This is a genomic window from Xylanimonas sp. McL0601 (genome assembly GCF_049852175.1).
Taxonomy (GTDB): domain Bacteria; phylum Actinomycetota; class Actinomycetes; order Actinomycetales; family Cellulomonadaceae; genus Xylanimonas.
Genome location: NZ_CP187527.1, coordinates 3,010,857 through 3,035,746, shown reverse-complemented (window position 1 = coordinate 3,035,746; position 24,890 = coordinate 3,010,857). Strand labels below are relative to the sequence as shown.

Annotated in this window: 23 protein-coding genes, 2 tRNA genes and 1 pseudogene; 10 read left to right on the top strand and 16 right to left on the bottom strand. The window is 72.3% G+C overall.

Annotated elements, in window-relative coordinates:
• Together ACO4JP_RS14065 and ACO4JP_RS14060 are read right to left on the bottom strand one after the other, a co-directional pair.
• Window positions 1-930: an acyl-CoA thioesterase gene (locus ACO4JP_RS14065; protein WP_425954606.1), complete on the bottom strand. Its 930-nt coding sequence runs from the start codon at window positions 928-930 to the stop codon at window positions 1-3.
• A 2-nt stretch (window positions 931-932) separates the two neighbouring features.
• A complete protein-coding gene (locus ACO4JP_RS14060; RefSeq protein WP_425954605.1) occupies window positions 933-1,316 on the bottom strand; it encodes a globin in 384 nt (127 codons plus the stop codon).
• 107 nt (window positions 1,317-1,423) lie between these two features.
• Between ACO4JP_RS14060 and ACO4JP_RS14055 the strand changes: the two are divergent.
• Window positions 1,424-1,660 (top strand): annotated as a pseudogene (locus ACO4JP_RS14055) (glucose PTS transporter subunit EIIB); the annotation flags it as partial.
• Between the two features lie 51 nt (window positions 1,661-1,711).
• Here the strand turns inward: ACO4JP_RS14055 and ACO4JP_RS14050 are convergent.
• Window positions 1,712-2,812: a mechanosensitive ion channel family protein gene (locus ACO4JP_RS14050; RefSeq protein WP_425954604.1), complete on the bottom strand. Its 1,101-nt coding sequence runs from the start codon at window positions 2,810-2,812 to the stop codon at window positions 1,712-1,714.
• 137 nt (window positions 2,813-2,949) lie between these two features.
• Between ACO4JP_RS14050 and malQ the strand changes: the two genes are divergently transcribed.
• Entirely contained in the window at window positions 2,950-5,109 is a 2,160-nt protein-coding gene (gene malQ, locus ACO4JP_RS14045; protein ID WP_425954603.1) for a 4-alpha-glucanotransferase, read from the top strand.
• Between the two features lie 66 nt (window positions 5,110-5,175).
• Here malQ and pepN read toward each other — a convergent pair whose 3' ends face one another.
• Window positions 5,176-7,758, bottom strand: coding sequence for an aminopeptidase N (gene pepN, locus ACO4JP_RS14040; protein WP_425954602.1), 2,583 nt, complete (start codon window positions 7,756-7,758; stop codon window positions 5,176-5,178).
• 266 nt (window positions 7,759-8,024) lie between these two features.
• Here pepN and ACO4JP_RS14035 point away from each other — a divergent pair, with 266 nt between their 5' ends.
• The gene (locus tag ACO4JP_RS14035; protein ID WP_425954601.1) at window positions 8,025-9,332 is read left to right on the top strand and encodes a hypothetical protein; all 1,308 of its coding nucleotides are present in this window, start codon (window positions 8,025-8,027) and stop codon (window positions 9,330-9,332) included.
• 94 nt (window positions 9,333-9,426) lie between these two features.
• On the opposite strand, the gene ACO4JP_RS14030 is transcribed toward ACO4JP_RS14035, so the two are convergent.
• Entirely contained in the window at window positions 9,427-11,439 is a 2,013-nt protein-coding gene (locus ACO4JP_RS14030; RefSeq protein ID WP_425954600.1) for a M13 family metallopeptidase, read from the bottom strand.
• Between the two features lie 81 nt (window positions 11,440-11,520).
• On the opposite strand from ACO4JP_RS14030, the gene ACO4JP_RS14025 reads away from it, so the two are divergent.
• Window positions 11,521-11,982 (top strand): ribose-5-phosphate isomerase, encoded by a 462-nt coding sequence (locus ACO4JP_RS14025; protein WP_425954599.1) that lies wholly within the window; start codon window positions 11,521-11,523, stop codon window positions 11,980-11,982.
• Between the two features lie 27 nt (window positions 11,983-12,009).
• Window positions 12,010-13,176: an Fpg/Nei family DNA glycosylase gene (locus ACO4JP_RS14020; protein ID WP_425954598.1), complete on the top strand. Its 1,167-nt coding sequence runs from the start codon at window positions 12,010-12,012 to the stop codon at window positions 13,174-13,176.
• A 109-nt stretch (window positions 13,177-13,285) separates the two neighbouring features.
• On the opposite strand, the gene ACO4JP_RS14015 is transcribed toward ACO4JP_RS14020, so the two are convergent.
• Window positions 13,286-14,125, bottom strand: coding sequence for an SMP-30/gluconolactonase/LRE family protein (locus ACO4JP_RS14015; RefSeq protein WP_425954597.1), 840 nt, complete (start codon window positions 14,123-14,125; stop codon window positions 13,286-13,288).
• A 74-nt stretch (window positions 14,126-14,199) separates the two neighbouring features.
• Between ACO4JP_RS14015 and ACO4JP_RS14010 the strand changes: the two genes are divergently transcribed.
• Window positions 14,200-14,703 carry an MGMT family protein gene (locus ACO4JP_RS14010; protein ID WP_425954596.1) on the top strand — a complete coding sequence of 168 codons (504 nt, stop codon included), beginning with the start codon at window positions 14,200-14,202 and terminating at the stop codon, window positions 14,701-14,703.
• Window positions 14,704-14,720: 17 nt separating this feature from the next.
• On the opposite strand, the gene ACO4JP_RS14005 is transcribed toward ACO4JP_RS14010, so the two are convergent.
• Window positions 14,721-15,839, bottom strand: a complete 1,119-nt coding sequence (locus ACO4JP_RS14005) for an LLM class F420-dependent oxidoreductase (protein WP_425954595.1) — start codon at window positions 15,837-15,839, stop codon at window positions 14,721-14,723.
• A gap of 102 nt (window positions 15,840-15,941) precedes the next feature.
• Here ACO4JP_RS14005 and ACO4JP_RS14000 point away from each other — a divergent pair, with 102 nt between their 5' ends.
• Complete coding sequence (locus ACO4JP_RS14000) at window positions 15,942-16,340, top strand: MmcQ/YjbR family DNA-binding protein (RefSeq protein WP_425954594.1); 399 nt, start codon at window positions 15,942-15,944, stop codon at window positions 16,338-16,340.
• 33 nt (window positions 16,341-16,373) lie between these two features.
• On the opposite strand, the gene ACO4JP_RS13995 is transcribed toward ACO4JP_RS14000, so the two are convergent.
• The 5 genes from ACO4JP_RS13995 to ACO4JP_RS13975 form a co-directional block, all read right to left on the bottom strand.
• On the bottom strand, window positions 16,374-17,381 hold the full coding sequence (locus ACO4JP_RS13995) for a DUF1648 domain-containing protein (RefSeq protein WP_425954593.1): 1,008 nt from the start codon (window positions 17,379-17,381) through the stop codon (window positions 16,374-16,376).
• A complete protein-coding gene (locus tag ACO4JP_RS13990; protein ID WP_425954592.1) occupies window positions 17,378-17,734 on the bottom strand; it encodes a GntR family transcriptional regulator in 357 nt (118 codons plus the stop codon). The genes ACO4JP_RS13995 and ACO4JP_RS13990 overlap by 4 nt, the downstream gene beginning before the upstream one ends.
• Before the next feature lie 109 nt (window positions 17,735-17,843).
• Window positions 17,844-18,452, bottom strand: a complete 609-nt coding sequence (epsC, locus tag ACO4JP_RS13985; RefSeq protein ID WP_425957119.1) for a serine O-acetyltransferase EpsC — start codon at window positions 18,450-18,452, stop codon at window positions 17,844-17,846.
• Between the two features lie 67 nt (window positions 18,453-18,519).
• A complete protein-coding gene (cysK, locus tag ACO4JP_RS13980; RefSeq protein WP_425954591.1) occupies window positions 18,520-19,455 on the bottom strand; it encodes a cysteine synthase A in 936 nt (311 codons plus the stop codon).
• Between the two features lie 407 nt (window positions 19,456-19,862).
• Window positions 19,863-19,933: transfer RNA gene (locus tag ACO4JP_RS13975), tRNA-Gly, on the bottom strand.
• Between the two features lie 268 nt (window positions 19,934-20,201).
• Here ACO4JP_RS13975 and ACO4JP_RS13970 point away from each other — a divergent pair.
• Together ACO4JP_RS13970 and ACO4JP_RS13965 are read left to right on the top strand one after the other, a co-directional pair.
• Window positions 20,202-21,107, top strand: a complete 906-nt coding sequence (locus tag ACO4JP_RS13970) for a phenylalanine 4-monooxygenase (RefSeq protein WP_425954590.1) — start codon at window positions 20,202-20,204, stop codon at window positions 21,105-21,107.
• 77 nt (window positions 21,108-21,184) lie between these two features.
• Window positions 21,185-21,258: transfer RNA gene (locus ACO4JP_RS13965), tRNA-Pro, on the top strand.
• Between the two features lie 162 nt (window positions 21,259-21,420).
• Here ACO4JP_RS13965 and ACO4JP_RS13960 read toward each other — a convergent pair.
• The 3 genes from ACO4JP_RS13960 to ACO4JP_RS13950 form a co-directional block, all read right to left on the bottom strand.
• Window positions 21,421-21,960, bottom strand: coding sequence for a VanZ family protein (locus ACO4JP_RS13960; RefSeq protein WP_425954589.1), 540 nt, complete (start codon window positions 21,958-21,960; stop codon window positions 21,421-21,423).
• Between the two features lie 127 nt (window positions 21,961-22,087).
• The gene (locus tag ACO4JP_RS13955; protein ID WP_425954588.1) at window positions 22,088-22,228 is read right to left on the bottom strand and encodes a hypothetical protein; all 141 of its coding nucleotides are present in this window, start codon (window positions 22,226-22,228) and stop codon (window positions 22,088-22,090) included.
• Between the two features lie 124 nt (window positions 22,229-22,352).
• Window positions 22,353-22,598: a hypothetical protein gene (locus ACO4JP_RS13950; protein WP_425954587.1), complete on the bottom strand. Its 246-nt coding sequence runs from the start codon at window positions 22,596-22,598 to the stop codon at window positions 22,353-22,355.
• A 140-nt stretch (window positions 22,599-22,738) separates the two neighbouring features.
• Here ACO4JP_RS13950 and ACO4JP_RS13945 point away from each other — a divergent pair.
• A protein-coding gene (locus ACO4JP_RS13945; protein WP_425957030.1) for an IS5 family transposase occupies window positions 22,739-23,541 on the top strand; the annotation gives its coding sequence in 2 pieces (ribosomal slippage) (window positions 22,739-23,075 and window positions 23,075-23,541; 804 coding nt in all).
• A gap of 318 nt (window positions 23,542-23,859) precedes the next feature.
• Here ACO4JP_RS13945 and ACO4JP_RS13940 read toward each other — a convergent pair.
• Window positions 23,860-24,675, bottom strand: a complete 816-nt coding sequence (locus tag ACO4JP_RS13940) for a HEAT repeat domain-containing protein (protein WP_425954586.1) — start codon at window positions 24,673-24,675, stop codon at window positions 23,860-23,862.
• Between the last annotated feature and the right edge of the window lie 215 nt (window positions 24,676-24,890).

The following is a 24,890-nucleotide window of genomic DNA, read 5'->3' as shown; positions in this document are numbered from 1 at the left end:
TCAGCCGCGGAGGCGGACCATGCCCTCCTGGGCGATCGACGCGACCAGGACGCCGTCCCGGGTGTAGACGCGGGCGAAGCCGAGGGCGCGGCCGCCCTGGGCCGTCGGAGCCTCCTGGACGTACAGCAGCCAGTCGTCCGCGCGCGCGTCGCGGTGCCACCACATCGCGTGGTCCAGGCTAGCGATCGCGAGCTCCGGCCCGGCGTCGAGCCAGGACTTGCCGGCGCCGCGCATCGCCGGCTCGAGCATCACCTGGTCGCACGCGTAGGCGAGCAGCGCGCGGTGCAGCAGGCGGTCGTCGGAGTCGATCGCGTGCCGGGCGCGCATCCACACCATCTGCCGGTCCGACGGCATGGGATCCGGCCCGAGGTACAGCGAGCCCCCGACGTGGGCGAGCTCGAACGCCGAGCCGGTGGACCACCAGCGCGCGGCCGGGTGGTCGATCGACCCGAGCTGCTCGAACGCGCTCGTCACCTCCTCCGGCGGCGGCACGTCGTCGGGGGCCGAGCGCTGGTAGTCGTACCCCGGCTGGTCCTCCTGGAACGACGTCGTCAGCGACAGGATCGGCTTGTTGTTCTGGATCGCGTGCGTGCGCCGGGCGCTGAAGGACCGCCCGTCGCGCAGCCGCTCGACGGCGAAGTCGATCGGCACGTCGAGCCCGCCTTCGCGCAGGAAGTACGCGTGCATGGAGTGCGGTGCGCGGTCGCCTGCGACGGTGCGCCCGCACGCGATGATCGCCTGGGCGAGCACCTGGCCGCCGTAGACGCGGTTGGCGAGGCCAGGCACGGAGTCACCGCGCCACAGGTCGTCCTCGCCGCGCGGTCCCCAGCCCTCGACCTCGTGCAGGTCGAGGACGGTGAGCAGGCGGTCGAGGGCGTCGGGGCGGTCGTCGGCCCGGACTGCTGCGGTGGTCGCGGAAGCGTCGGTCACGCTCACTCCTCGAACGTGTTGATCATGGAGAACGCCGCCCGCTCCAGGTAGTCCCAGAGCTGCGACTCGTACATCGGCGGAAGCCCGAGGGACTCGACGGCGTCGCGCATGTGCGCGAGCCAGCGGTCGCGCGCCTCGGGGTTCACCTTGAACGGTGCGTGCCGCATCCGGAGCCGCGGATGGCCGCGCTGCTCCGAGTACGTCGTCGGGCCGCCCCAGTACTGCTCGAGGAACAGGGTCAGCCGTTCCTTCGCAGGCCCCAGGTCCCCCTCGGGGTACATCGGGCGCAGGACGTCGTCGTCAGCCACTCCTTCATAGAAGTGGTCCACCAGCCGGACGAACGTCTCGTGCCCGCCGACGCCGTCGTAGAACGTGCCAGGTCTCACCGGGTCATCGTGCCAGACGCGTGCCGGCGCGACCGCACGGTCACAGGATGGGTTCTGGAGGTCTAGGCTGAGCAGGGACCTGCAAAGGCGCACGGGACGGAGACAAACACATGACCAAGGCGGACCAGATCCTCGCGGCCCTCGGTGGCACCTCGAACATCCAGGAGCTCGAGCCGTGCATCACGCGGCTGCGCGTCCAGGTGAGCGACCCCGCCCTGGTCGACGAGCCGCGGCTCAAGCAGTCAGGCGCCTTCGGCGTCGTGCGTTCGGGTCGCGTGATCCAGGTGATCGTCGGCCCCGAGGCGGACGACCTCGCCGCCGAGATGGACCTGCTGCGCGCCTGAGCCACAGCGCTACGAGCGCCCGCGGCGGATCCCCGCCGCGGGCGCTCCGCGTCATGAGCCCTCGGGCTTGAGCTCCTTGGGCGTCTCTTCCGTCGCGGAGGTCACGATGACCCCCGCGCGCACCAGCGCCAGCTGGGCCTGCCCGAGCAGCGCGCGCGCGACGTCGCCGTCTGCGCCCGGGCGCACCCGCCCGTGCACGGTGAACGAGTACGAGCCATCGCTCAGGGAGTCGACGCCGCGCACGCTCGGCGTCTCGAGCAGGTCCGGGGCAAGCTCCGGGTCGGCCCGCACGACGTCGACGGCACGGCCGAGCGCGGCGCGCACCTTGTCGACGTCGGACCCGACGGGCACGCGCACCTCGGCCACGGCGCGCGCCCACTGCTGCGTGTGGTTGCCGGCGCGCAGGATCTCGCCGTTGCGCACGTGCCACAGCGTGCCCTCGAAGCTGCGCACGTGCGTGAGGCGCAGGTCGACCTTCTCGACCGTGCCGGTCGCGCCCGCGCCCAGGTCGACGACGTCGCCCACGCCGTACTGGTCCTCGATGAGGATGAAGATGCCGGAGAGGAAGTCGCGCACGAGGCTCTGGGCCCCGAAACCCAGGGCGACGCCGACGACGCCGGCGGAGGCGAGCAGCGGCTTGACGACCTCCTCCGCGCCGAACGCCGACAGGATCATCAGGCCCATGACCGTGCCGATGATGATGTTGGCGGCGGAGCTCAGCACCGACCCGACGGTGCGGGCACGCTGCGCACGGCGCTGCTTCACCTCGGGCGTGACCAGCCCGAACGCGTCCTCGACGAAGACGACGGAGCTGGTGCGCTTCCGCCGGCGCCGCCCGCCCTCCGCCCCGAGCGTCGCGGGCGTGGCGCCGTCGGACGCCTCGGCCGCCGTGACGATGTCGACGTACGCGCGGTGGTAGCCCTGCGCGATGCGCTCGGCGATGTGGGCGATCGCGCGGCGCACGAGGAAGAGCGCGACCGAGCCGATGGCCAGGACGAGCAGCACCTGCAGGGGCCAGCCCGTGAACCAGTCCCAGAATTGGGCTGCCGTGTCGACCGCCGCGCCCGGCAGGTCGGTGGGCGAGGGGTCTGCCGCCGCGAGGCGGGCGATGGCGTGCAGGGGCACGTCGGTCAGCTGGGCGATGTCCGTCACGCGGCCCACCGTAGCGAGAGCGTGTGAAGTCCTCGTGGCCGCGTCGCGGCGACCACGCGCCGTCGGCGCGTGCAGGCTGCGTCGGGTTCGTGGGTGCCATCGGGCTGGGCCCCTGGCCAGGTGGCAAGATCGTCCTCGTGAGCCACGAGACAACGCCCGACGAGGTCCCCGCCGAGCTGCTCGAGCTCGCTCACGCCCATGGCGTGCGCACCGAGTTCTACGGTTTCGGGGGTGGTGCCCACCAGGTGCGCGCCTCCACGCTCGTCGCGGTGCTCGAGGCCCTCGGCGTCCCGGCGACGTCGCCGCGCCAGGTCCAGATGAGCCTCGCGCTCGTGCGCGACGACGAATGGCGCCACGCGCTGCCGCCCACCGTCGTCGTGCGCCAGGGCGTCGACGCCACCGTGCCGGTGCACGTGACCGACGGTACCCCCGTCGAGGTGTGGGCCGAGATCGACGGGGCCGAGGCCACCGCGCAGCCGCGCGGTCGCCGCGAGCGACGCGACCTCGCCCAGGTCGAGCTCTACGTCGAGCCGCGCACCGTCGACGGGCGCCGCATCGGGCGGGCGACGTTCGCCGTCCCTGCCGACCTGCCGCTCGGCTGGCACACCCTGCACGCGAGCACCGAGGGCAACGAGATCAAGACGACGCTCGTGGTGACGCCGCAGCGCCTGACCCTGCCGCCCGCCGTCGAGCACGGGCAGGTCTGGGGCCTGCTGGTGCAGCTGTACTCGGTGCGCTCGCGGACCTCGTGGGGCCTGGGCGACCTCGCCGACCTCGCCGACATCGCATGGCTGGCCGCGCACCGCGCCGGGGCCGACTTCGTCGCGGTCAACCCGCTCGCCGCGGCCGAGCCGACCGTGCCGATGACGCCGTCCCCGTACCTGCCGACGTCGCGCCGGTTCCTCAACCCCATCTACGTGCGGGTCGAGGACATCCCCGAGACGGCGTACCTCTCGGCCGCCGACCGCTCGCTCGTCGAGTGGGCCGCCGACCCGGTGCGCGACCTGTCGACCGACCCGGGCCCCATCGACCGTGACGCCGTGTGGGGGGCCAAGAAGGCTGCCCTCGAGGTCGTCTTCACCGCGCCCCGGCGCGCCGCGCGGCAGGCCGCGTTCGAGGCGTTCGTCGACGAGCAGGGCAAGGGCCTGCGCGACTTCGCCACCTGGTGCGCCATCACCGAGCACCTCGACGGCAAGGACTGGCCGCGCGAGCTGTCGACCCCGGACACGCCCGCGGTCAACGCCCTGCGCGAGCAGCTCGCGGAGCGCGTCGACTTCCACGCCTGGCTGCAGTGGGTCGCCGACGAGCAGAAGGCCGACGCGCAGCGCATCGCGCGCGAGGCCGGCATGCAGATCGGCATCATGCACGACCTCGCCGTGGGCGTTCACCCCGAGGGTGCGGACGCGTGGGCCAACGGCGCCTACCTCGCGCGCGGCGTCGAGGTGGGTGCTCCGCCGGACATGTACAACCAGCAGGGCCAGAACTGGTCGCAGCCGCCGTGGAACCCGCGCGCGCTCGAGAAGGCCGGCTACCGCCCCTACCGCGACATGCTGCGCACCGTGCTGCGCTCGACCGGCGCGCTGCGGGCCGACCACATCCTGGGCCTGTTCCGCCTCTGGTGGATCCCGGGCGGCTCGAAGGCCTCCGCCGGCACGTACGTCACGTACGACCACGAGGCGCTCGTCGGCATCCTGTGCCTCGAGGCGCACCGCGCCGGCGCCGTCGTCATCGGCGAGGACCTCGGCGTGTTCGAGCCGTGGGTGCGCGACTACCTGGCCGATCGCGGCATCCTCGGCACGTCGGTGATGTGGTTCGAGCAGGAGAACGGCGGGCCGCTGCCCCCGGAGAAGTACCGGCACCTGACCATGGCGTCGGTGGGTACGCACGACATGCCGCCGACCGCCGGCTACCTCGCGGGCGAGCAGGTGGACTTGCGCGAGCGGCTGGGCCTGCTCACCGAGCCCGTGTCCGTGGTGCGTGCCCGCGCCCGGGCCGAGCGCGACGTGTTCGTGCGGGCGCTGGCCGATCGTGGCCTGGTCGGGGAGGACCCGTCCGAGCGCGAGATCGTCGAGGCCATGCACCGCTACCTGCGCCAGACGCCGGCCGCGCTGCTCGGCGTGCAGCTCGTCGACGCGGTCGGCGAGCGCCGCACGCAGAACCAGCCGGGCACCGACCAGGAGTACCCGAACTGGAAGGTGCCGCTGGGGGACGCGTCGGGCACTCCGATCCTGCTGGAGGACCTGTTCGAGTCCCAGCGTCTGCGCAGCCTGATCGCGGCACTGACCCCAGAGGGGTGAGCGGGACGGCGGTCCGGATCGGGTCGATGGTTCGAGACCACCGACCCGATCCCGGACCGCCGGCCGTCAGCTCGCCGCGTCCACCACCTGGGCCCTCAGGGCCCGCTCGGTGTCGGCGAGGTTCTCCACGACCATGCGGCGCAGCGACGGGGCCGCGTCCGGGTTCGCGTCCAGCCAGCCGCGGACGGCGTCCCGCAGCGCGACCGTCGCGACCGGCAGCGGGTAGAGGCCCTCGATGAGCTCCTCCGACATCTGGTAGGAGCGGGACTCCCAGATCGGCAGCAGCGCGTCGAGGTACCGGCCGACCAGCGGCTCGATCACGGACGGCGTGGTGACGCGGCGGAAGCCGGTCGCCGTCGCGCGGATGATCGCGTTGGGCACGTCCGCCTCGTCGACGATCGACGCGAACGCACGCTCCTTGTCCGCCGTCGTCGGCTTGGAGGCACGCATGCGTGCCGCGGCCTGACGGCCGTTCGCGGTGTCGTCCGCGGCCAGGGCCGCGTCGATCTCGGCGTCGCCCGCAGCGCCGAGCGCGACCAGGCCCTGCAGCAGGTCCCAGCGCAGGTCGGTGTCGATCTCGCGGCCCTCCAGCGCGGTCTCACCGGACAGCAGACCGGCGATCGGGGCCACGTGCTCGGCGCCCGTCGCCTGCGCGGCGAAGGCTCGCACGAGCTGCAGCTGCAGGTCCGAGCCGGCCGGCGCCGCAGAGGCCAGGCCCCACAGCGCGTCCGCGACGCGCGTCGCCTGGGCGGCGCGCAGGGCCGGGTCGGCGTAGGTCGTGGCGGCCGTGCCGAGCTGCCCGAGCACCATGGTCACCGTCGTCGACTCCGTCTCCGCGGAGACGTTGTTGAGGACCAGGTCCACGAACGACGACGCCGGCGCCTCGCCGTCGCGCACCGCGTCCCACGCGGAGCCCCAGACGACGCCGCGGGCCAGCGAGTCGCTGATCGCGCCGAGGTGCGCGACGGCGAACGCGAGCGAGTCGGCGTCGAGCCGCACCTTGGCGAAGGCGAGGTCGGCGTCGTTGAGCAGGATCAGGCCAGGGCGCTTGGTGCCGACGAGCTCCGGCACCGCGGTCCGCTCGCCGTCGACGTCGATGATCACCTGGTGGGTGCGCTCGACGGCGCCCGACCCGGTCAGCGAGTAGTAGCCGATGCCCATGCGGTGCGGGCGCAGCGTCGGGTGGTCGGCGGGAGCCGTCTGCACGATCTCGAACGACTCGATAGTGCCGTCGGCGGCGACCGTGATCTCCGGCCGCAGCGTGTTGGTCCCGGCCGTCTCCAGCCAGGCCGCGCTCCACGCCTCCAGGTCGCGGCCGCTCGTGGCCTCGAGCTCGACCAGCAGGTCGCGGAGCTCGGTGTTGGAGAACGCGTGCTTCTGGAAGTAGGCCGCCAGGCCCTTCATGAACTGCTCGCGGCCCACCCAGGCGTACAGCTGCTTGAGCACCGAGGCGCCCTTGGCGTAGGTGATGCCGTCGAAGTTGGTGTAGACGTCCTCGAGGTCGCGGATCTCGGCGACGATCGGGTGCGTCGAGGGCAGCGCGTCCTGGCGGTAGGCCCACGTCTTCTCCGAGGCCGCGAACGTGGTCCAGCCCTCGGTCCACTCGGTGGCCTCGGCCGTGGCGAGCGTCGAGGCGAACTCGGCGAACGACTCGTTGAGCCACAGGTCGTTCCACCACTTCATCGTCACGAGGTCGCCGAACCACATGTGCGCCAGCTCGTGCAGGATCGTCACGACGCGGCGCTCCTTGCGCCCGTCCGGCACCGAGCCGCGGAACACGTACGCCTCGGTGAAGGTGACGCAGCCCGGGTTCTCCATCGCGCCCATGTTGTACTCGGGCACGAACAGCTGGTCGTACTTGTCGAACGGGTACGGGTACTCGAACGCCTCCTCGTAGAAGGCGAAGCCCTTGCGCGTGATGTCGACGATGTAGTCGGCGTCCAGGTACTGCGACAGCGACCGGCGGCAGAACACGCCCAGCGGGATCTCGCGCCCGTCCGTCGAGGTCAGCGCATCGCGCACGACGGCGTAGGGGCCCGCCACGAGCGCCACCAGGTAGGTGGAGATGCGCGGAGTGGCGCCGAACGTCCACGTCGCAACCGGCTCCTCCTCGTTCCCGACGACGACGGCGCTTCCCGCGGCGACGGGCTCCGGCGACGGCTGGTTGCTCACCACCTGCCAGCGGGCCGGGGCGGTGACGGTGACCTGGAACGTCGACTTGAGGTCGGGCTGCTCGAAGGTGGCGAACACGCGGCGCGCGTCCGGAACCTCGAACTGCGTGTAGAGGTAGACCTCGCCGTCGACGGGGTCGACGAAGCGGTGCAGGCCCTCGCCGGTGTTGGTGTAGGCGCAGTCGGCGACGACCACGACCTCGTTCTCCGCCCCGAGGCCGTCGAGCGCGATGCGTGAGTCTGCGAACACCGCGGCCGGGTCGAGCGCGCGCCCGTTGAGGGTGACGGACCGGACCGTGGGCGCGACCAGGTCGAGGAACGTGCTCGCGCCCGCGGCGGCGGTGAAGTGGATCATCGTCGTCGACGCGAAGGTCGACGGACCGGTGGTCAGGTCGAGCGCGATCGCGTACGACTCGACGGCGGTGACGACGCCGGCGCGCTCGATCGCCTCGGCGCGGGTCAGGTTCTGTCCGGGCACGGGTTCTCCCTCGGTCTTGCGGTGCGGGTGGTCCCCGCAGCGGATCGGTGGCGGGCCCCGTCGTCGCGACCCCTGGCGATCCTCTCACCGCCGGCTGGGGAGCATCCACGCGGAACGCGGCCAGATCTGGTGCCTGTCGAGTCCGCGCACGAGGGGCGAGTTCGACTCACCCGGGTGAACGTGGCATCCTGCCGGGTGCGCTGCCGCGCGACCCGGTGTGCCCGTCTTGTCCGATGTGCCCCGGTCCACGCTCGGAGGGAGATCGAATGTCCGGCCCGAACGTCCCGGGCTCCGTGCCGCCCCCGCCCCCGCCGCCGCAGGTTCCAGACCAGCCCGCGGACGAGGCCGAGGCGGCCTCAACCCGACGCCTGCTCGCGCACGACGACATCCCCACGGCCCCGTTCGCCGTGGTGCCGCCCGCGCCGACAGCGCCGACGGCGCACGCACCGGTGCCGCCTGCGCCGACGACCGCGCACGCACCCGTGCCGCCGGCGCCGACGACCGCGTACGCGCCTGTGCCGCCTGCGCCGACGGTGGCGCACGCCCCCATGCCGCAGGCCGCGGCGCCGACCGTGGTGCACGCACCGGTCCCGCCTGGCCCCGCTCCGGCGGCGCCCTCGGCGCCCGCGGCGGTGCAGCGCGTCTCCGCGGCGCAGCGCATGCCCCGCTCCGCGGCCCCGGCGTCCCCGTTCGCGGCAGCCGCGCCGCAGCCGGCGCGGCCGATGCCCGGCCGCGGGATCCCGCTCCAGCAGGTGCCTGCGCCTGCCGACGACTGGTTCACCCAGGCCGCGGCCGCGCAGCAGCACACTGCACCGCCGAGCCACGCCCCGGCGCCGATGGCGTCGGCGATGCCGCCGGCGGTCGCCCCGGCGTCGTACGGCCAGCAGGGCTACGGCCAGCAGGGCTACGGCCAGGCGGCCTACGGCCAGGCAGCGCAGCCTGTCTTCGCCGAGCCTGCGTACGGCGAGCCCACGTACGTCGAGATCCCGCTGCAGGCCTACACCGAGCCCTCCCCGGCCCGCCGGCGCCGGCTCTCTCCCGGCTGGATCGCGTTCATCGTGCTCGACGTGGTGCTGATCGCCGCCGCGGCCGTGTTCGCGTGGAACCTGCTCTCGGGGCCGTCGCCGCGCATGGGCGCCGGCGACGACGCCACGACGGCGTCGACCGCGTCCCAGGCGCCGTCGGACGCTGCGACCGACGCGGCCCAGGCCCCGGCGGCGGTGCTGGCCGCGTTCGCCTCGCCGTCCAGCAACATCACGTGCGAGATCACGGCGGACGACGTGACCTGCTCGATCTGGCAGCTGGCCCAGCAGCCCGCCCCCGTCGACACGTGCGACGGCACGGTGGGATACCGCGTGACGATCGACGCGGCGTCGGGCGAGGTGAAGCTCCCGTGCGTGCCGACGTCGGAGCAGCCCCAGAAGGCGCCGGGCGACATGCAGAAGCTCGACTACGACCAGTCGGTCACGCAGGGCCAGTTCACCTGCTCGAGCTCGAAGTCCGGCGTGAACTGCAAGGACAACGAGTCGGGCAAGGGCTTCACGATCGCGAAGGCGGGGATCGCCCCGTACTGACCCGCCGCCGACCACGGCCGGCGTGGGTATGACCGTGGCCCTGTCTCTCGCGGGAGACAGGGCCACGGTCACGTCCACGGCCGACCGCCGGGGGTCACCAGATCCGGACGCGCTCCTCAGGGGCGAGCCACAGGGCGTCGCCCTCCTTCACGGCGTAGGTGTCGTGGAACTCATCCACGTTGCGCACCACGCCGTTGCAGCGGAACTCGTTGGGGGAGTGCGGGTCCGTCGCGATGCGGCGCTGCACCTCCTCGTCGCGGCCCTTCGACTGCCACACCTGGGCCCAGCCGAGGAACACGCGCTCGAGCCCGCTCAGGCCGTCGACCACGGGCGCCTCGTCGAGCGAGGTCCCGAGCGCGATCCGGTAGGCCTTGATCGCGATCGAGAGGCCGCCCAGGTCGCCGATGTTCTCGCCGATCGTCAGGCTGCCGTTGACGTGCGGGCCGTCCGGGCCGAGCTGCTCCGGCACGAACGCGTCGTACTGCGCGACGAGCGCGGCCGTGCGCTTCTCGAACTCCTCGCGGTCCTCTGCGGTCCACCAGTCCTCGAGGCGGCCGTCGCCGTCGTACTTGGAGCCCTGGTCGTCGAACCCGTGCCCGATCTCGTGGCCGATGACGCCGCCGATACCGCCGTAGTTCACGGCGTCGTCGGCGTCGGGGTCGAAGAACGGGGGCTGGAGGATCGCCGCGGGGAAGACGATCTCGTTCATGCCGGGGTTGTAGTACGCGTTGACCGTCTGCGGCGTCATGAACCACTCGTCGCGGTCGAGCGGCCGGCCGACCTTGTGCAGCTCGTAGTCGAGGTCGAACGCGTTGGAGCGGCGGACGTTGCCCACGACGTCGTCGGCCTCGACCACGAGCGTGGAGTAGTCGCGCCACTTGACCGGGTAGCCGATCTTCGGCGTGAACTTCTCGAGCTTGGCCAGCGCCTTCGTCTTGGTCTCGTCCGTCATCCACGTCAGGGCCTGGATGGACTCGCGGTAGGCCGCCACGAGGTTGGCCACGAGCACGTCCATGCGCTCCTTGTGCGACGGCGGGAAGTGCCGCGACACGTACTGCTCGCCCACGGCCTCGCCCAGCGCACCCTCCACCAGGGCGACGCCGCGCTTCCAGCGCTCGCGCACCTCCTGGGCGCCCGAGAGCGTACGGCCGTAGAAGTCGAAGTTCGCCTCGACGAGCTCGTCGGTCAGGTACGGCGCGCGGGCCGTGACGAGCCGGAACGCGGCCCACAGCTTCCAGTCCTCGAGAGGCTCGGACGTCCAGAGCTCCGCGAGCCCCTCGGCGTACGAGGGCTCGCGCACCACGAGCGCGTCGAGCGCACCGGCGGGCGCGCCCAGCGCGGCGGCCCAGGCACGCCAGTCGAACCCGGGCGCCCGCTCGGCGAGCTCCGCGACCGTCGTCGGGTTGTAGGTGAGCGTGGCGTCGCGGTCCTTGACGACGTCCCAGTGGTGGCCGGCCAGCTTGGTCTCCAGCGCGAGGATGCGCGCGGCGGCGGCGTCGGCGTCGACGCCGGCGCCGAGCCCCAGCGCCTCGCCGACGCCGCCCAGCGTGAGCATGCGCGCCACGTGCGGCGTGTACTTCTCGCGGATCGGCGCGTACTGGTCCTCGCGGTAGTACGCCTCGTCGGGCAGGCCGAGACCCGACTGGTACAGGTACACGCGGTACTGCTCGGGGTTCTTGGCGTCGTTGTCGACGTACAGCCCGACGGCGCCGCCGCCGCCCGTGCGCTGCAGCGCGCCGAGCACGCCCACGAGCTCGGCCTGCGACGTCGCGCCGGCGATCATTGCGAGCTCGGGGGCGAGCGGGCTGGTGCCGAGGGACTCGATGCGGTCCGTGTCCATGAACGAGGAGAACAGGTCGCCGATCGTGGCGCCCGTGCTGCCCGCGGCGGTGTCCGACGACGCCGCGAGGTCCGTGATGATCTCGCGGACGCGCTCCTCCGAAAGGTCGTGGAGAGCGCGGAAGGCGCCGTCCATCGCACGGTCGGCGGGGATGACGTGCGTCGCGAGCCACGTGCCGTTGACGTGCCGGTACAGGTCGTCCTGCGGGCGGGTCGCTGGGTCCAGGGCGTCGAGATCGATACCCGACCTCAGGGCTTCGGTCTTCATGCGCCCACCCTAGGGGCGCACCGGTGCCCGGGGTGCGTCGAGGCGGCCTCGGGGTCGACCGATCTGGGCGAGAATGGCGCCATGCGTCTTCACATCGGCACCGATCACGCCGGCTTCGAGCTCAAGAACCTCCTCGTCGAGCACCTCCGGACAGAGGGTCACGACGTCGTCGACCACGGCGCCCACGTCTACGACGCGCAGGACGACTACCCCGCCTTCTGCATCTCCGCGGCCGAGGCCGTCGTCGCCGAGCCCGGCTCGCTCGGCATCGTGATCGGCGGCTCCGGCAACGGCGAGCAGCTCGCCGCCAACCGCGTCACCGGCATCCGCGCGATCCTCGCGTGGTCGCTCGAGACAGCCAGGCTGGGCCGCCAGCACAACGACGCCAACGTCGTCGCCGTCGGCGGTCGCATGCACACGGTCGACGAGGCGGTGGCGATCGTCGACGCCTTCGTCGCCGAGCCGTTCAGCGGCGACGCCCGCCACCAGCGCCGCATCGACGAGATGTCGGCGTACGAGGCCAAGCGCGACGCGCGCGCCTGACCCACCGACCGAGAGCGGCCGCCGCCGGTGCCCGAGGGCCACACCGTCCACCGCCTCGCGCGGGCCTTCACCGACCTGTTCGGCGGCCAGGCGCTCGCCGTGACCAGCCCTCAGGGGCGGTTCGCGGCGGGCGCCGCGCTCGTCTCCGGGCGGATGCTGGTCGCGAGCGAGGCGTGGGGGAAGCAGCTCTTCCTGGGGTTCGTGCGGCCCGACGGCGGTGCGTCCGACGGCGGCGTCGCGGGCGAGGCCGACCTCTGGCTGCGCGTGCACCTCGGCCTCTACGGCGCGTGGACCTTCTCGACGGACGGCACGGCCGCCGTCGTCCACGCGATCGGCGCGCCCCGCAAGCGCGTCGGCGAACGCGAGACGGCGCTGGCCTCCGCGGACCTGTCCGAGGCAGAGCAGGACCTGGACGGGCCTGCGTCTGACGACACGGCTGCCGCCGACGGGTTGTCAGGACCACACCCGGCCGCGCGCGCTGCTGACAGCCGGCCGTGGGTGGTGCCCGCACCGCGCGGTGCCGTGCGCGTACGAGTGCTCGGCGCGCACGCCGTCGCCGACCTCACCGGGCCGACGGCGTGCGAGGTGATCACGCCCGCGGAGAAGGCGGCGGTCGAGGCGCGGCTCGGCCCCGACCCGATCCAGTCCGACGGCGGCCGCGCGTCGCTCGCCGCCGCCGCCCGGGCCGACTTCGTCGCGCGGGTACGACGCTCGCGCGTCGCGGTGGGGCAGCAGCTCATGGACCAGGGCGTCGTGGCCGGGGTGGGCAACATCTACCGGGCAGAGTCGCTCTTCCGCGCGCGGCTCGACCCCCTGCGGCCGGGCCGCGACGTCGACGTCGAGACGCTCGGCGCGCTGTGGGACGACCTCGTCGCGCTCATGCGCGACGGCGCCGCGACCGGTGCGATCGTGACGACGCGGCCGGAGGATCGGGGACCCGCTGGCGCTGGACCTGACGACGCCGGCGTCGACGCTGCGGGCCCCGAGGCTGCCGGCGGCGCAGGCCCTGACGGACCGGGGCGCCGCCGTCGGACGCGTCAGAACACCGACGGCACCCCCGGTGCCGTCCCCTCCGACCGCGCGTTCTACGTCTACCACCGGGACGGGCTGCCGTGCCGCGTGTGCGGTGCATCCGTGCTGCTCAAAGAGCTGGCAGGCCGCAACCTCTTCTGGTGCGGGGTCTGCCAGACCTGAGCGAGGGCGGTGTCGTTGTCGAGTCGGGCAGCACACAGGCGACATTGACGCCGCTGTGCTGCCTCGCTCCACACCATCACCACCGCGGAGCGGCCGCGTGAGGCGCTCCTCAGGGCCACCCGGCGCCGGGAACCTCGACGTCGACCGCCGCGAGGATCCCCGTCCCCGGCGCGACACCCCGCTCCCAGCCGAGCCACTCGGCCGCCGTGACGAAGAGCGTCCGGCGCTCCGCCCCGCCCAGCACGCACGCGAAGCAGCCGCGGTCCAGTGCGACGGCGCCGAGCACGCGCCCTCCCTCGGCGACCCGCACGCATCGCCCGGTGCCGACATCGGCGAACCACACCGCGCCGGCGGCGTCGACGCAGATGCCGTCCGGGTGCTCAGGCACCGAGGCCCAGGTGCGCCGGCCCGACAGTCCGCCGTCGGGGCTGACGTCGAACGCGACGATCTCCTGCGCCCACGAGTCGGCGACGAGCAGCGTGCGGCCGTCGGGGGTGACCGCCATGCCGTTGGGGAACGCGAACCCACCCGCCGCCGTGCGCACGGTGCCGTCGGGTGCGACCACCGCCACGATGCCGTCGGTGCCCTCAGTGCCGCCCTTGAGCGACCCGCCGTTCACGTAGGCCTGCCCGCGCGGGTGCACGACGACGTCGTTCCACGTGAGGCTCGCGTCCCCGTCGAGCTCCGCGTGGAGCGCGACGTTCCCGTCGGGCGACCGCACCAGCAACCGAGGCCCGTTGTTCGAGACGAGCAGGAGCCGGCCGTCGGGCAGCCAGTCGGTGCACAAGGGAAGCGACGGCTCGCGTGCGAGGACGTCAAGGGTGCCCGTGCGCGGGTCGTGGGCCAGCACCTCGCCGGCCGACCAGTCGGAGAAGGTCACGCGATCGTCGTGCCAGCGCGGGGCCTCGACCAGCCCGCGCCCTGCCACGAGCGTCTGCACATCGTCCATGCCCGGAGGACGGGGTCGCGGCGTGGAAGTCATCGCCCCGCGGGATATCGTCCCCGCGGGCTATCGTCGGGCTCGTGCCGCCCGCGACCGAGCCCGACGACGCGCTTGCAGGCGCGCTCGAGAACGCGCCCGCCCTGCCTCCCGACAGGGCGCCCGACAGCGCGCACGACGACGCGCTCCCGCACGACTCCACCGCCGACGAGTACGCGACGGCCGTGCTGGCGCTCGTCCGGCAGATCCCGTCGGGACGCGCCATGACGTACGGGCTGATCGCGGAGATCGTCGCCGAGACGCTGCACCGCGGCGGCCCGCGCCAGGTGGGCCAGGTGATGGCCGGGTCCGGCGACCGCTACGCGCACCTCGTCCCGGACGGGGCGGCCGTGATCGGGCCGGTGCAGGACACCAACGAGGTGCCGTGGTGGCGCGTGGTCAACGCGTCGGGCGCCCCGCCCGCACGGCACGCGACCGCGGCGCTCGACGCCCTCCGCGCCGAGGCGACCCCGCTGACCCGAGACGGGCACCGGGTGGCGCTCAAGCGAGCGATCTGGTTCCCCGGCATCGACGACGCGCCACGCTAGCGCGCGGCGCTCCGTCGTCAGACGCGCCGCGGGGCCACGCGGGCGAGGAGGCTGCCGGCCGCCGCGCGCACGGCCGACGCCTTCGCGCCGTCGTGCGCCTGCGCCGCCGCGAGCACCGTGAGCACCGACGCGCGGTCGCCCTGGACCAGCATCGTCGTCACCGCGGTGTCCTCCCAGCGCGCGAGGTCGCGGCGGACCTTCGACGCCGGGCCCACCAACGCGATCTCCTCGATCAGCTCGAGCGGCACCGCCCTCGCCGCATCGTCCTTGCGCCCGGCCAGGTAGAGCGCCTGCACCTCGTCGAGCGCCTCCGCGTACCCGAGCCGGTCCAGCGACGCCTTGTGGAAGTTGGCCTCCTTGGCACCCATGCCGCCCGCGTACAGCGCCACGTGCGGGCGCAGCACGTCGGCGGCCTCCTCGACGTCGTCGCGCACCACGACAGGCACCGTGGCCAGCACCTCGAAGCCCGACGACGGCGACCGCGCGCCGCTGCGCGCGGCGAACCCCTCCTCCAGCAGCGCCCGGAACCCGGCGTCCATGCGCGGCGCGTAGAAGCCCGCCATCCAGCCGTCGCCGATCTCGGCGGCGAGCGCCACGTTCCGCGGGCCCTGCGCGGCCAGGACGATCGGGATCTCAGACCGCAACGGGTGCACCGTCGGCTTGAGCGCCTTGCCCAGGCCCGTCGCGCCCGGCGCGTCCGCAGGCAGGGGCAGGCGGAAGAACTCGCCGTCGTGCGTGACCGGGCGCTCGCGGGCCACGACCTCGCGCACGACGTCGACGAACTCACGCGTGCGTGCCAGCGGTTTCCGGTACGGCTGGCCGTACCAGCCCTCGACGACCTGCGGCCCGGACGCGCCGAGCCCGAGCACGAACCGCCCGCCGCTGAGGTGGTCGAGCGTGATGGCCTGCATGGCCGTCGCCGTCGGGGTGCGCGCGGCCATCTGCGCGATGCCGGTGCCGAGCCGCACGCGCCGCGTGCGCGAGCCCCACCAGGCGAGCGGTGTGAACGCGTCCGACCCGTACGCCTCCGCCGTCCACACCGAGTCCAGCCCGAGCACCTCGCCGGCGACGATCGCGGCGACGATGCCCTTCGGAGGCCTACGTGACCAGTAGCCGGTCTGGATGCCGATGCGCACAGCGGGTCTCCTCGTCGAGAGCGCGGATTCCTGCAACCGGGCGTCGCAGGTAACGCAGGTCACACCCTAGCCGACCCTCGTGCGCGGTCGTACGGTCGGACCATGGCGACCTATGACGACGTCTCCCGCCTCGCCGCAGCGCTGCCCGACGCGGTCGAGGGCGAGCGCCGCGGGCACAGCACCGGCCGGGAGTGGACGGTGAACAACAAGGTCTTCGCCTGGGAGCGCGCGTTCAGCAAGGCCGACGTCAAGCGCTTCGGCGACGGGCCCATGCCGGCGGGCCCGATCCTCGCCGTCGTCGTCGGGGACCTGGGGGAGAAGGAGGCGGTGCTCGCAGCCGGCCGGCCCGGGTTCTTCACCATCCCGCACTTCAACGGCTACGCCGCGGTGCTGGTGGAGCTCGACGCCGTCGACGACGGCCACCTGGCCGAGGCCCTCACGGACGCCTGGCTCGCGGTCGCCCCCGAGCCGCTCGCCCACGAGTACCTCACCGGCCGCTGACCACCGACGCCGTCGCGGCACCCGCGCGCTGCGTCACCGCGCCTGCGCGCGGTCCGCCATGGTGTTGAGCAGCGCCGCCCCGGCCGCGGCGTCGTCGATGGTGACCACCAGCGAGCGTTCGCCGCTGCGCTCGACCAGCAGCGCCTCGCCCCCGCGGGGCACGATCCCCACGCGTCCGTGCCGGCCGACGCGCCAGCCCCACCCGCCGAACTCGGTGAACGGGTTCACGTCGACCTTCGACGCCGCCAGGACCTCGTCGGCCGGGATGAACGTCCGCGGCCAGCCCAGCCCCGAGCGCACGCGGAGCCCGCTCGCGTCGACACGCACCTCGAACTCGAAGAAGCACGCGAACAGCACCGCGAGAAGCACCGGGACCATCAGCAGCGCCCAGAGCTGAGTCAGCACGGCGATCGCCGCCGTCACCGCGATCGCGACGACGCCCACCACGATCCCCGGCCCGCCGTGCACGCGCCGCAGCCAGACGGCGCGCTCCTGCGGCGCGAGCGGCACACGGGCCGCATCGGCGCGCACCGGCGTCGTAGCCGCCAGCGGCGGGTCGCCCGGGAGCAGCAGCGCCACGAGGGCTGCGGGCACCAGCGGCACAAGCACGGCGAGCGCCACGAGCCCGCTGCTGTTCGTCGCCTGCGCAGCGTCCGTCAGGCCCCGCTGGTTCCACAGCGAGCCGACCGTGAGCATCGCGAGGAACGCCCCGATCCACACCGAGGAGGCCGCGACGATGCGGCGCGTCATGGACGCCTGTCCCCAGAACCAGCAGAGCGCCGAGAACGCGAGGATGCACACCACGCCGGTGATCAGCAGCACCGCGACGAACCCGCCGAGCGACGAGAAGCCGTCCGGCCGCCCGTCTGCGGCCCAGTGCGAGGCGATCGGGTCGGGCAGCTGCGACCGCCACGAGAGCACGACCGCCGCGGCGACGAGCAGGAGCGCGAGCGCCGCTCCGCCGGACCAGAGCGCGGCCCGGTGGGCGCGCGGCTTCCAGGCGGCCGTGGTGCCCGACGTCGCGGGCGAGCGGTAGGTCATCGACTCATCTCCTCCTTGAGCAGGGTGGTGGCCGCCTCGGGCGAGAGGCCGGCCTCGAGCGCTGCCGCGGCATATGCGGCGAGCGCCCTCCGCACCCGGTCCTGTCCGTGCGGCGTGCCCGGGACGACGACGGCACCGCGGCCGCGCCGGAGCTCGAGCACGCCGTCGTCGCGAAGCTCCTGGTACGCACGCAGCACGGTGTGCATGTTCAGCTCGAGCGACTCCGCCAGCTCGCGCGCCGCGGGGAGGCGGTCGCCGGGGGAGAGCTCGCCGCGCGCGAGAGCGACGTGCACCTGCGCGACGAGCTGCGCGTAGAGCGGATCGTCGCTGCCGGAGTCGATGCGCCAGAGCATGGCCCCACTCTAGTTGCTCTATCGCAACTAGAACAATGGGCGCGACGTCCTGTGAACATGGAAGGCCCAGGGCGCACTCACGCGCACCCTGGGCCTGACACGTGTGCTCTCAGATCATGTACTCGATGAGCAGCGCCGGGTCTTGGTACCGGTCGCGGTCCTTGGCCGCCGTCTTCGGCATGCGCACCTCGGCGGGCACACCCAGGGCGACAGCGCCCGCGGGCACGTCCCTCACGACGACGGCGTTCGCGCCGATCTGCGCGTCGTCCCCGATGTGGACGGGGCCGAGGACCTTCGCGCCCGCGCCGATCATCACCCGGTTGCCCAGGGTGGGGTGCCGCTTGCCGCGGGTCATCGACCGGCCGCCGAGGGTCGAGCCGTGGAACAGGATGCAGTCGTCGCCGATCTGGGCCGTCTGGCCGATGACGACGCCCATCCCGTGGTCGATGAACAGCCGCCGGCCGATCACCGCTCCCGGGTGGATCTCGATACCCGTGAGGAACCGGCTGAACTGCGAGAGCAGACGCGCCGGAAGGCGCAGGCCGGCGTGCCACATGCGGTGGCTGAGCCGGTGCACCCACAGGGCGTGCACGCCCGGGTAGGCGAGCGCCACCTCGAGGCGCGTGCGCGCCGCGGGGTCGTGCGCGTGGGCGGCATCGAGGTCCTCCAGGAGGATCTCGGCGAGATGGCGCAGGCCCGGACGGTGGCCGGGGGGCATGACGTGCGCGCGCTCGTCCTCGTCCCCGGCCACCGTCTGCGCCCGCACGGCGCGAAGATCGGTCACGTCAGTCCATCAGGTCGGCGTAGAGCACGGTCGACAGGTAGCGCTCGCCGAAGTCCGGCACGACGGCGACGATCGTCTTGCCCGCGTTCTCGGGGCGGCCGGCCACCTCGACGGCCGCTGCGAGAGCGGCGCCGGACGAGATACCCACGAGCAGGCCCTCCTCCTTCGCGGCGCGGCGCGCGAAGTCGATCGCCGTGTCCGCGTCGATGTCGATGACCTCGTCGTAGACCGTCGTGTCCAGGATCTCCGGGACGAAGTTCGCGCCGATGCCCTGGATCTTGTGCGGGCCGGGGGCGCCGCCGTTGAGGATTGCCGACTCCTTGGGCTCGACCGCGACGATCTGCACCTCAGGCTTGCGCTCCTTGAGCACCTGGCCGACGCCGGTGATCGTGCCGCCCGTGCCGATGCCCGCCACGACGATGTCGACGCCGCCGTCCGTGTCGGCCCAGATCTCCTCGGCCGTCGTCTTGCGGTGGATCGCCGGGTTGGCCTCGTTCGCGAACTGGCGGGCGAGGACGGCGCCCGGGCGCTCCGCGACGATCTTCTCGGCGACGGCGAGTGCGCCCTTCATGCCCTCCGACCCGGGCGTCAGCTCCAGCTCGGCGCCGTACGCGCGCAGCAGGCCGCGACGCTCCTTCGACATGGTCTCCGGCATCGCGAGCACGACCTTGTAGCCGCGCACCGCGCCGACCCACGCGAGCGCGATGCCGGTGTTGCCGGACGTCGCCTCGACGATGGTGCCGCCGGGCTGCAGCTCGCCGGACGCCTCCGCCGCGTCGATGATCGAGACGCCGATGCGGTCCTTGACCGAGTTGGCGGGGTTGTAGAACTCGAGCTTCGCGAGGACGGTGGCGCCGAGGCCCTCCGTGAGCTTGTTCAGGCGAACGAGCGGCGTGCCGCCGATCAGCTTCGTCGCGTCGTCGTAGATGCGGGCCATGGTCATCCTCTTCGCTGGATCGTCTTCGCTGGGGTCGCTGGGGTCGCTGGGGTCGCTGTGGTGCTGACGGGGAGCGAGCGCCCGCGGTCGCCGCGGCCCGTGGCGCGCGACGGCGCGCGGCGGGTCAGGCGTGGCACGGACGCCCTAACGACAGTCGCGACAGCACGACGTCGTGGCGTCGGTCGCGGAGAACGCTCGGAGGACGACGGCGATACGCACGGTCTGCTCCCTCCGGGCCGGAGGCGTCGGCGCGGGTGAGCGCGACGCGGTGAACGTCGTCGGACGTCCGGCGACGGTTGCACCTTAAATCGGCGGAGGCCCGCTTCGCCAGACCGTCTCGGCGTGCGGCGGTCTCGTCGCGACGACGACCCGACCTCCCGAGGGAGGCCGGGCCGTCGAGCCGGGGGAGCGGACGACGGGAATCGAACCCGCGTAATCAGTTTGGAAGACTGAGGCTCTACCATTGAGCTACGTCCGCACGGTGCCCGACGACGCGCACCCAGAGGGCTGCGAGGCGTCAGTGCGCGGGCGCTACCTTAGCAAACGCCACCCGCTCAGCCACCGTCGTCGCGCCTCCTCGTTTCGCACGAACCGGGACCGCCATCGGCCGGCGCGTTGTGCAACCTGCTCAGCGCGGGGGCCATCTGGCGACAGACTGCGCAGCCGCGAGCGCGACGCTTGCCGACCCCTGCCTGTGACTGTTGTGTAGATCACGTCCACAAGACGGTGCGGCAAGGAGGCTGACCATGTTCGAGGAAGCACAGCTGTACTCCCCGGTCACCAAGGGCGAAGACGGTTCAGTGGAGGTGCACCTCGGCGACAACCACCCGGGGTTCAAGGACCTCGCCTACCGCGCCCGACGGAACGAGATCGCCGCCCTCGCGATGGCGTGGCAGCGGGGCGAGCCCATCCCGCACATCGACTACCTCGATGTCGAGACCGACATCTGGGTGCAGGTGTGCCGCCAGCTCGCGGACAAGCACGCTCAGCACGCGCACCCCGAGTACCTGGCCGCGAAGGAACGGCTCGGGCTGCCGACCGACCACATCCCCCAGCTCGACGACGTCACGGCGTTGCTGCACCCGCTGACGGGTTTCCGGTACGTCGCCGCACCGGGCCTCGTCGAGCTGCGCGAGTTCTACGGCTCGCTCGCCGATCGCGAGTTCCACTCCACGCAGTACACGCGCCACCCGTCCGAGCCGTTCTACACGCCTGAGCCCGACATCATCCACGAGGTGATCGGGCACGGGAACCAGCTCGCGAGCCCACGCTTCGCGGCGCTCACGCACGCCGCGGGCGAGGCCACCCGCCGCGCCGAGCGCGACGAGACCGTCCAGTTCATCGCCGACATCTTCTGGTTCACGATGGAGTTCGGCGTGATGTGGGACGGCACCGGCGACGCCCGAGACCTCAAGGCCTACGGTGCGGGCATCCTGTCGAGCTTCGGCGAGATGGACGAGTACGCGCACATGGAGATCCGCCCCCTCGACCTCGCGCAGATGGGCACGCTGAACTACGACATCACGTCGTACCAGCCGGTCCTGTTCGCCGCCGAGTCGCTGGATCAGCTCGAGGACGTCGTCGGCTCGTTCTTCGCCGAGTGCGACGACGAGACCCCTGCGCGCATCACGAAGGGGATGGCGTCGGTCTGACACGGAGGCCACTGTTGCTTGGCTGCCGCCGACCCTTGTCAGGTAGGTAGACTCGCTCCCGCCGGTTCGCCGGCGCACGGGGTGTGGCGCAGCTTGGTAGCGCATCTGCTTTGGGAGCAGAGGGTCGCTGGTTCGAATCCAGTCACCCCGACAAAGACGGTGGCCTCTTGCCTGCATCAGTGCAGGTCGGAGGCCATTGCCAAACCTGCGAAGGGTTGGTGACCGAGAGCGAAGAGTCACCAGAAAACTGGCTCACAGGGCGAATACAGGGCGATAACTCGCTCACTCGTTGTTCCCCGGCATCGGGGGAGCGCTACAGCCGGAACCGCACTCCCGTCGCCTGCAACCAGGCGACGAATCCGGCGGCCAGTGCGAGCAGGACGACGACCAGACCCACCAGCAGCCACCGCTGGGCCCGGGCGCCGAGCACGCGGAAGCCGAACCAGGCGATGCCCAGACCGATCAGGCCGCCCGTGGTGTTGGTGAGGACATCGGTGATGTCGCTGGCGCCGATGCCCAAGGCGTATTGGACGACCTCGAACGCCAGCGCCGCGCCGACGATGGGCAGGAGCAGCCTCCCGAAGCTGCGTCGTCGTGCCGCCAGGTAGACCAGCACGCCGAGCGGGATAAATGCGAGCACGTTGATGGCGAGCTCTTGGGAGCCGAGCCCGTGCAGCTCGCCCGTGCCGGCGAACGGCACCAGGTTCAGCGATCGGCGGCCGGACAGGTCACCGAAGTCGCCGGTGTGCATTTTGAGCAGGATGACCCAGGCGAGCACCAGCAGGTAGAGCACGAGGACGACGCGCTCCGCCGTCCTGCCGGCGTCGGCACGCTCGTTCACAGGGCGGCTCACGGGGCGGTGGGGGTGTGGAGCGTCGCGGTCGCCCACTTGGTGAATGGCGTCACCGCGGCCCATGCCCAGCCGTTGTAGCCGAGCTGGCGGGCGCAGGAGCGAATGGACTTGTCCACAGTGTCCACTGTTAACCCGCCTCGGGCACGGATTCGATGACCAGCTCGTGCAGGGCGAGGTACACCTCGCGGACAAGCTGGGCGTGCTCGGCCACGAGCTCTTCGAGCTGCTCGACTGTGGGGGAGTCGAGGTGCGGATGGGTCTTTGCCATGGGCTGCAGGCTAGTGAGCGCTGCTGGGTTGCGGACAGAGCGACGCGGTGCAGTCCATGCGGCTCGATGATCTGCCCGAATTGACTCAGCTCGGTTCGGGGATCGCTCGACCGGGGGGAGTCGTCTATCGCACGGTCGGGCCCTCTACCTCCACCGGCCCGTGCGACGGTCTACCTTCGATCCGCAGGTTGAGGGTGCTCTTCGACGTCGGGACGACCGAGATCTGTGCTTCACCCTCGCCGGTGTCGATGGCGCGCACGTGCAAGTGACCGTCCTTGAGACGAATCGCGAACTGGTCGGTCCCTGCGACGAACCGCACCTCGCTGCCGTCGTCGATCACCGTGGGGCCCAGGGGCAGACTCTTCGACATGGGTACAGCATGCCTGCCGCGCTAGATCCACGAGGTGCGCGCCGACCTAAGAGGATGTCTCACGTGGTTCACCCTGGTTCGGCGTGTTTGCGCGGTTCGCGATGCTTGGGGCGGCATGATCCGGGGGCGTGAGCGATCCGTTGTCGTTGCGGCTGGTCCCGGACGAGCTGTGGGAGCTTGTCGAACCCGACCTGCCCGCCTTCGAGCCGCGTCCGCAGGGCGGCGGGACAGCGCCGGTGGACGCGCGGGCGGTGTTCACCGCGATCGTGTACGTGCTGACCAGCGGCTGCGCGTGGCGGATGCTGCCGGGCTCGTTCGGGGTCTCGCCGGCCACGGCGCACCGGCGATTTACGGACTGGGCCCGGGCCGGGGTGTTCGCCCGCGTGCAGCGGCGGGTCCTGGACCGGTGTGGGGCGGCTGGGATGGTGGACTGGAGCTCGGTGATCCTGGACGCCGCGAGCGTCCGGGCCAAAAGGGGGGCTCGCTGACCGGGCCCAGCCCGGTCGACCGGGGCAAGAAGGGCTCCAAGATCCACGTCATCACCGACGCGAACGGACTGCCGCTGGTCGTCGGCGTCTCGGCGGCCAACCTGCACGACTCCCAAGCGGCCGAGCCGATGGTCCGCGGCATCCCGCCGCTGCGATCCCGGCGCGGCCCGCGCCGGCGCCGGCCGGACAAGCTGCGCGCCGACAAGGGCTACGACTACGACCACCTGCGCACCTTCCTGCGTCAGCGCGGCATCATCCCGAAGATCGCCCGCCGCGGCATCGACTCCTCCGAACGCCTCGGCCGTCACCGCTGGAAGGTCGAACGCACCCTGGCCTGGCTCACCGGCTACCGCCGCCTGACCATCCGCTACGAACGCCACGGCAAGCTCTACGCCGCCTTCGTCGCCCTCGGTGCCACCATCACGGCATTCAAGAAGCTCCAGGCCGCCACGTGAGACAACCTCTAACGCGATCTTGCCTGTCTCGAGGAGTCCGATCAGGCAGGGCCGGGAGACGTGCATGGCGTCGGCGGGCCTGCTGGGTGGTGAGCTCGGCGTGCGTGGGCAGGACGGTGACGCCGTCGCCCCGAGCGAAGGTAGCCAGGATCTGGGTCGGTGCAGTGAGTGCGGAGCGCGGCACGACGACGTCTCCGCCCTCAGCGACGTGCAGGCGCACGGGACTATTGCCGGCGACGACGTCGGACAGGTTGCACAGGGCGACCTCGGCCAGGTCGGCCCGGAGGGCTTCGGAGCCCGACCAGGAGCCCGGCTCCCTCAGCGCAGTCCCGCAGCGAACGCGATGCCCGGATACGGCTCAGGAGTTCGCGCAAGAAGCCGCTCAATTCGCTCTCGCTGACTCTCGCTCGGATGTCCGAACACGGGTGCCCGGACCACATCGCGTGCCCGCTCGGCGTTGGACTCCTCCTCGTCGAAAGTCATCTCGAGGTCTGCGAGCGTTCGATCCCAGGCGTCGCCGACCGATCGCAGAAGACGCCATGCGCGATGGCGGACCGCGGGGCTCTGGGACAGGAGCAGCCGCTGTGTTACCCCCTCGACATCCCGCATTGGCAAGGTCGCAAGCACCTCGACCGCGCGGCGCGCAACGCCGGACGACTCTGACTCGACGAGGACGCCCAGAAGCGGTGCATCGTCTGGAACTGCGACTGCCGGGAGCAGCTCGAGCCCAACCTTGCGAAGTGCGGGCTCTGCGTCACGTACCAGGGCCAACACGACGTCGCGTTCGAGAGTCCCACCGCTTTCAACGATGCCGCGGAAGGCGCGTGCACGAATGACGGGACTGTTTTGGCCGACGGTGAGCGCGCGGTAGGTGACCTCGGGGTCGTTTCCCTTCTCCGACCACCGGGCCCGAGCCCAGATTCTCACCAGGACCGAGGAATCGACCAGGAGTCGGTGCGTCTCTCGCGCCGAAATCTGGCCCGCCGTCAAGCGCACGAGGCCCAGGGCACGGCTCTCGGCGGCGCCAGCTCGTAGAAGTGCTGCCGAGATGAGCTTCGGGCGCCGGCTCATACCCGAGCGCGAAGGCACGTTCGGCCACCGGAAGCGACCGCGGATCGTCGGAGTCGATGACATGGAAGCCAGACTCCAATGGCCCACCAAAGTGTGCTTCCTTGGCGTCCAGTCCCCAGTCGTAGTCAGTCATAGGCGCGACCTCATTGCCCGAGTGTGTCGCGAAACGGCCCCGCGCGCGGAGGAGGCTCCCGCCCCAAGCCTCGCGAACGGCGGCGGTCAACGAGTCGTCGGCGAGGCACCATCGGGAGGCAGGCAATGCGCGAGGTCGAAGGGAC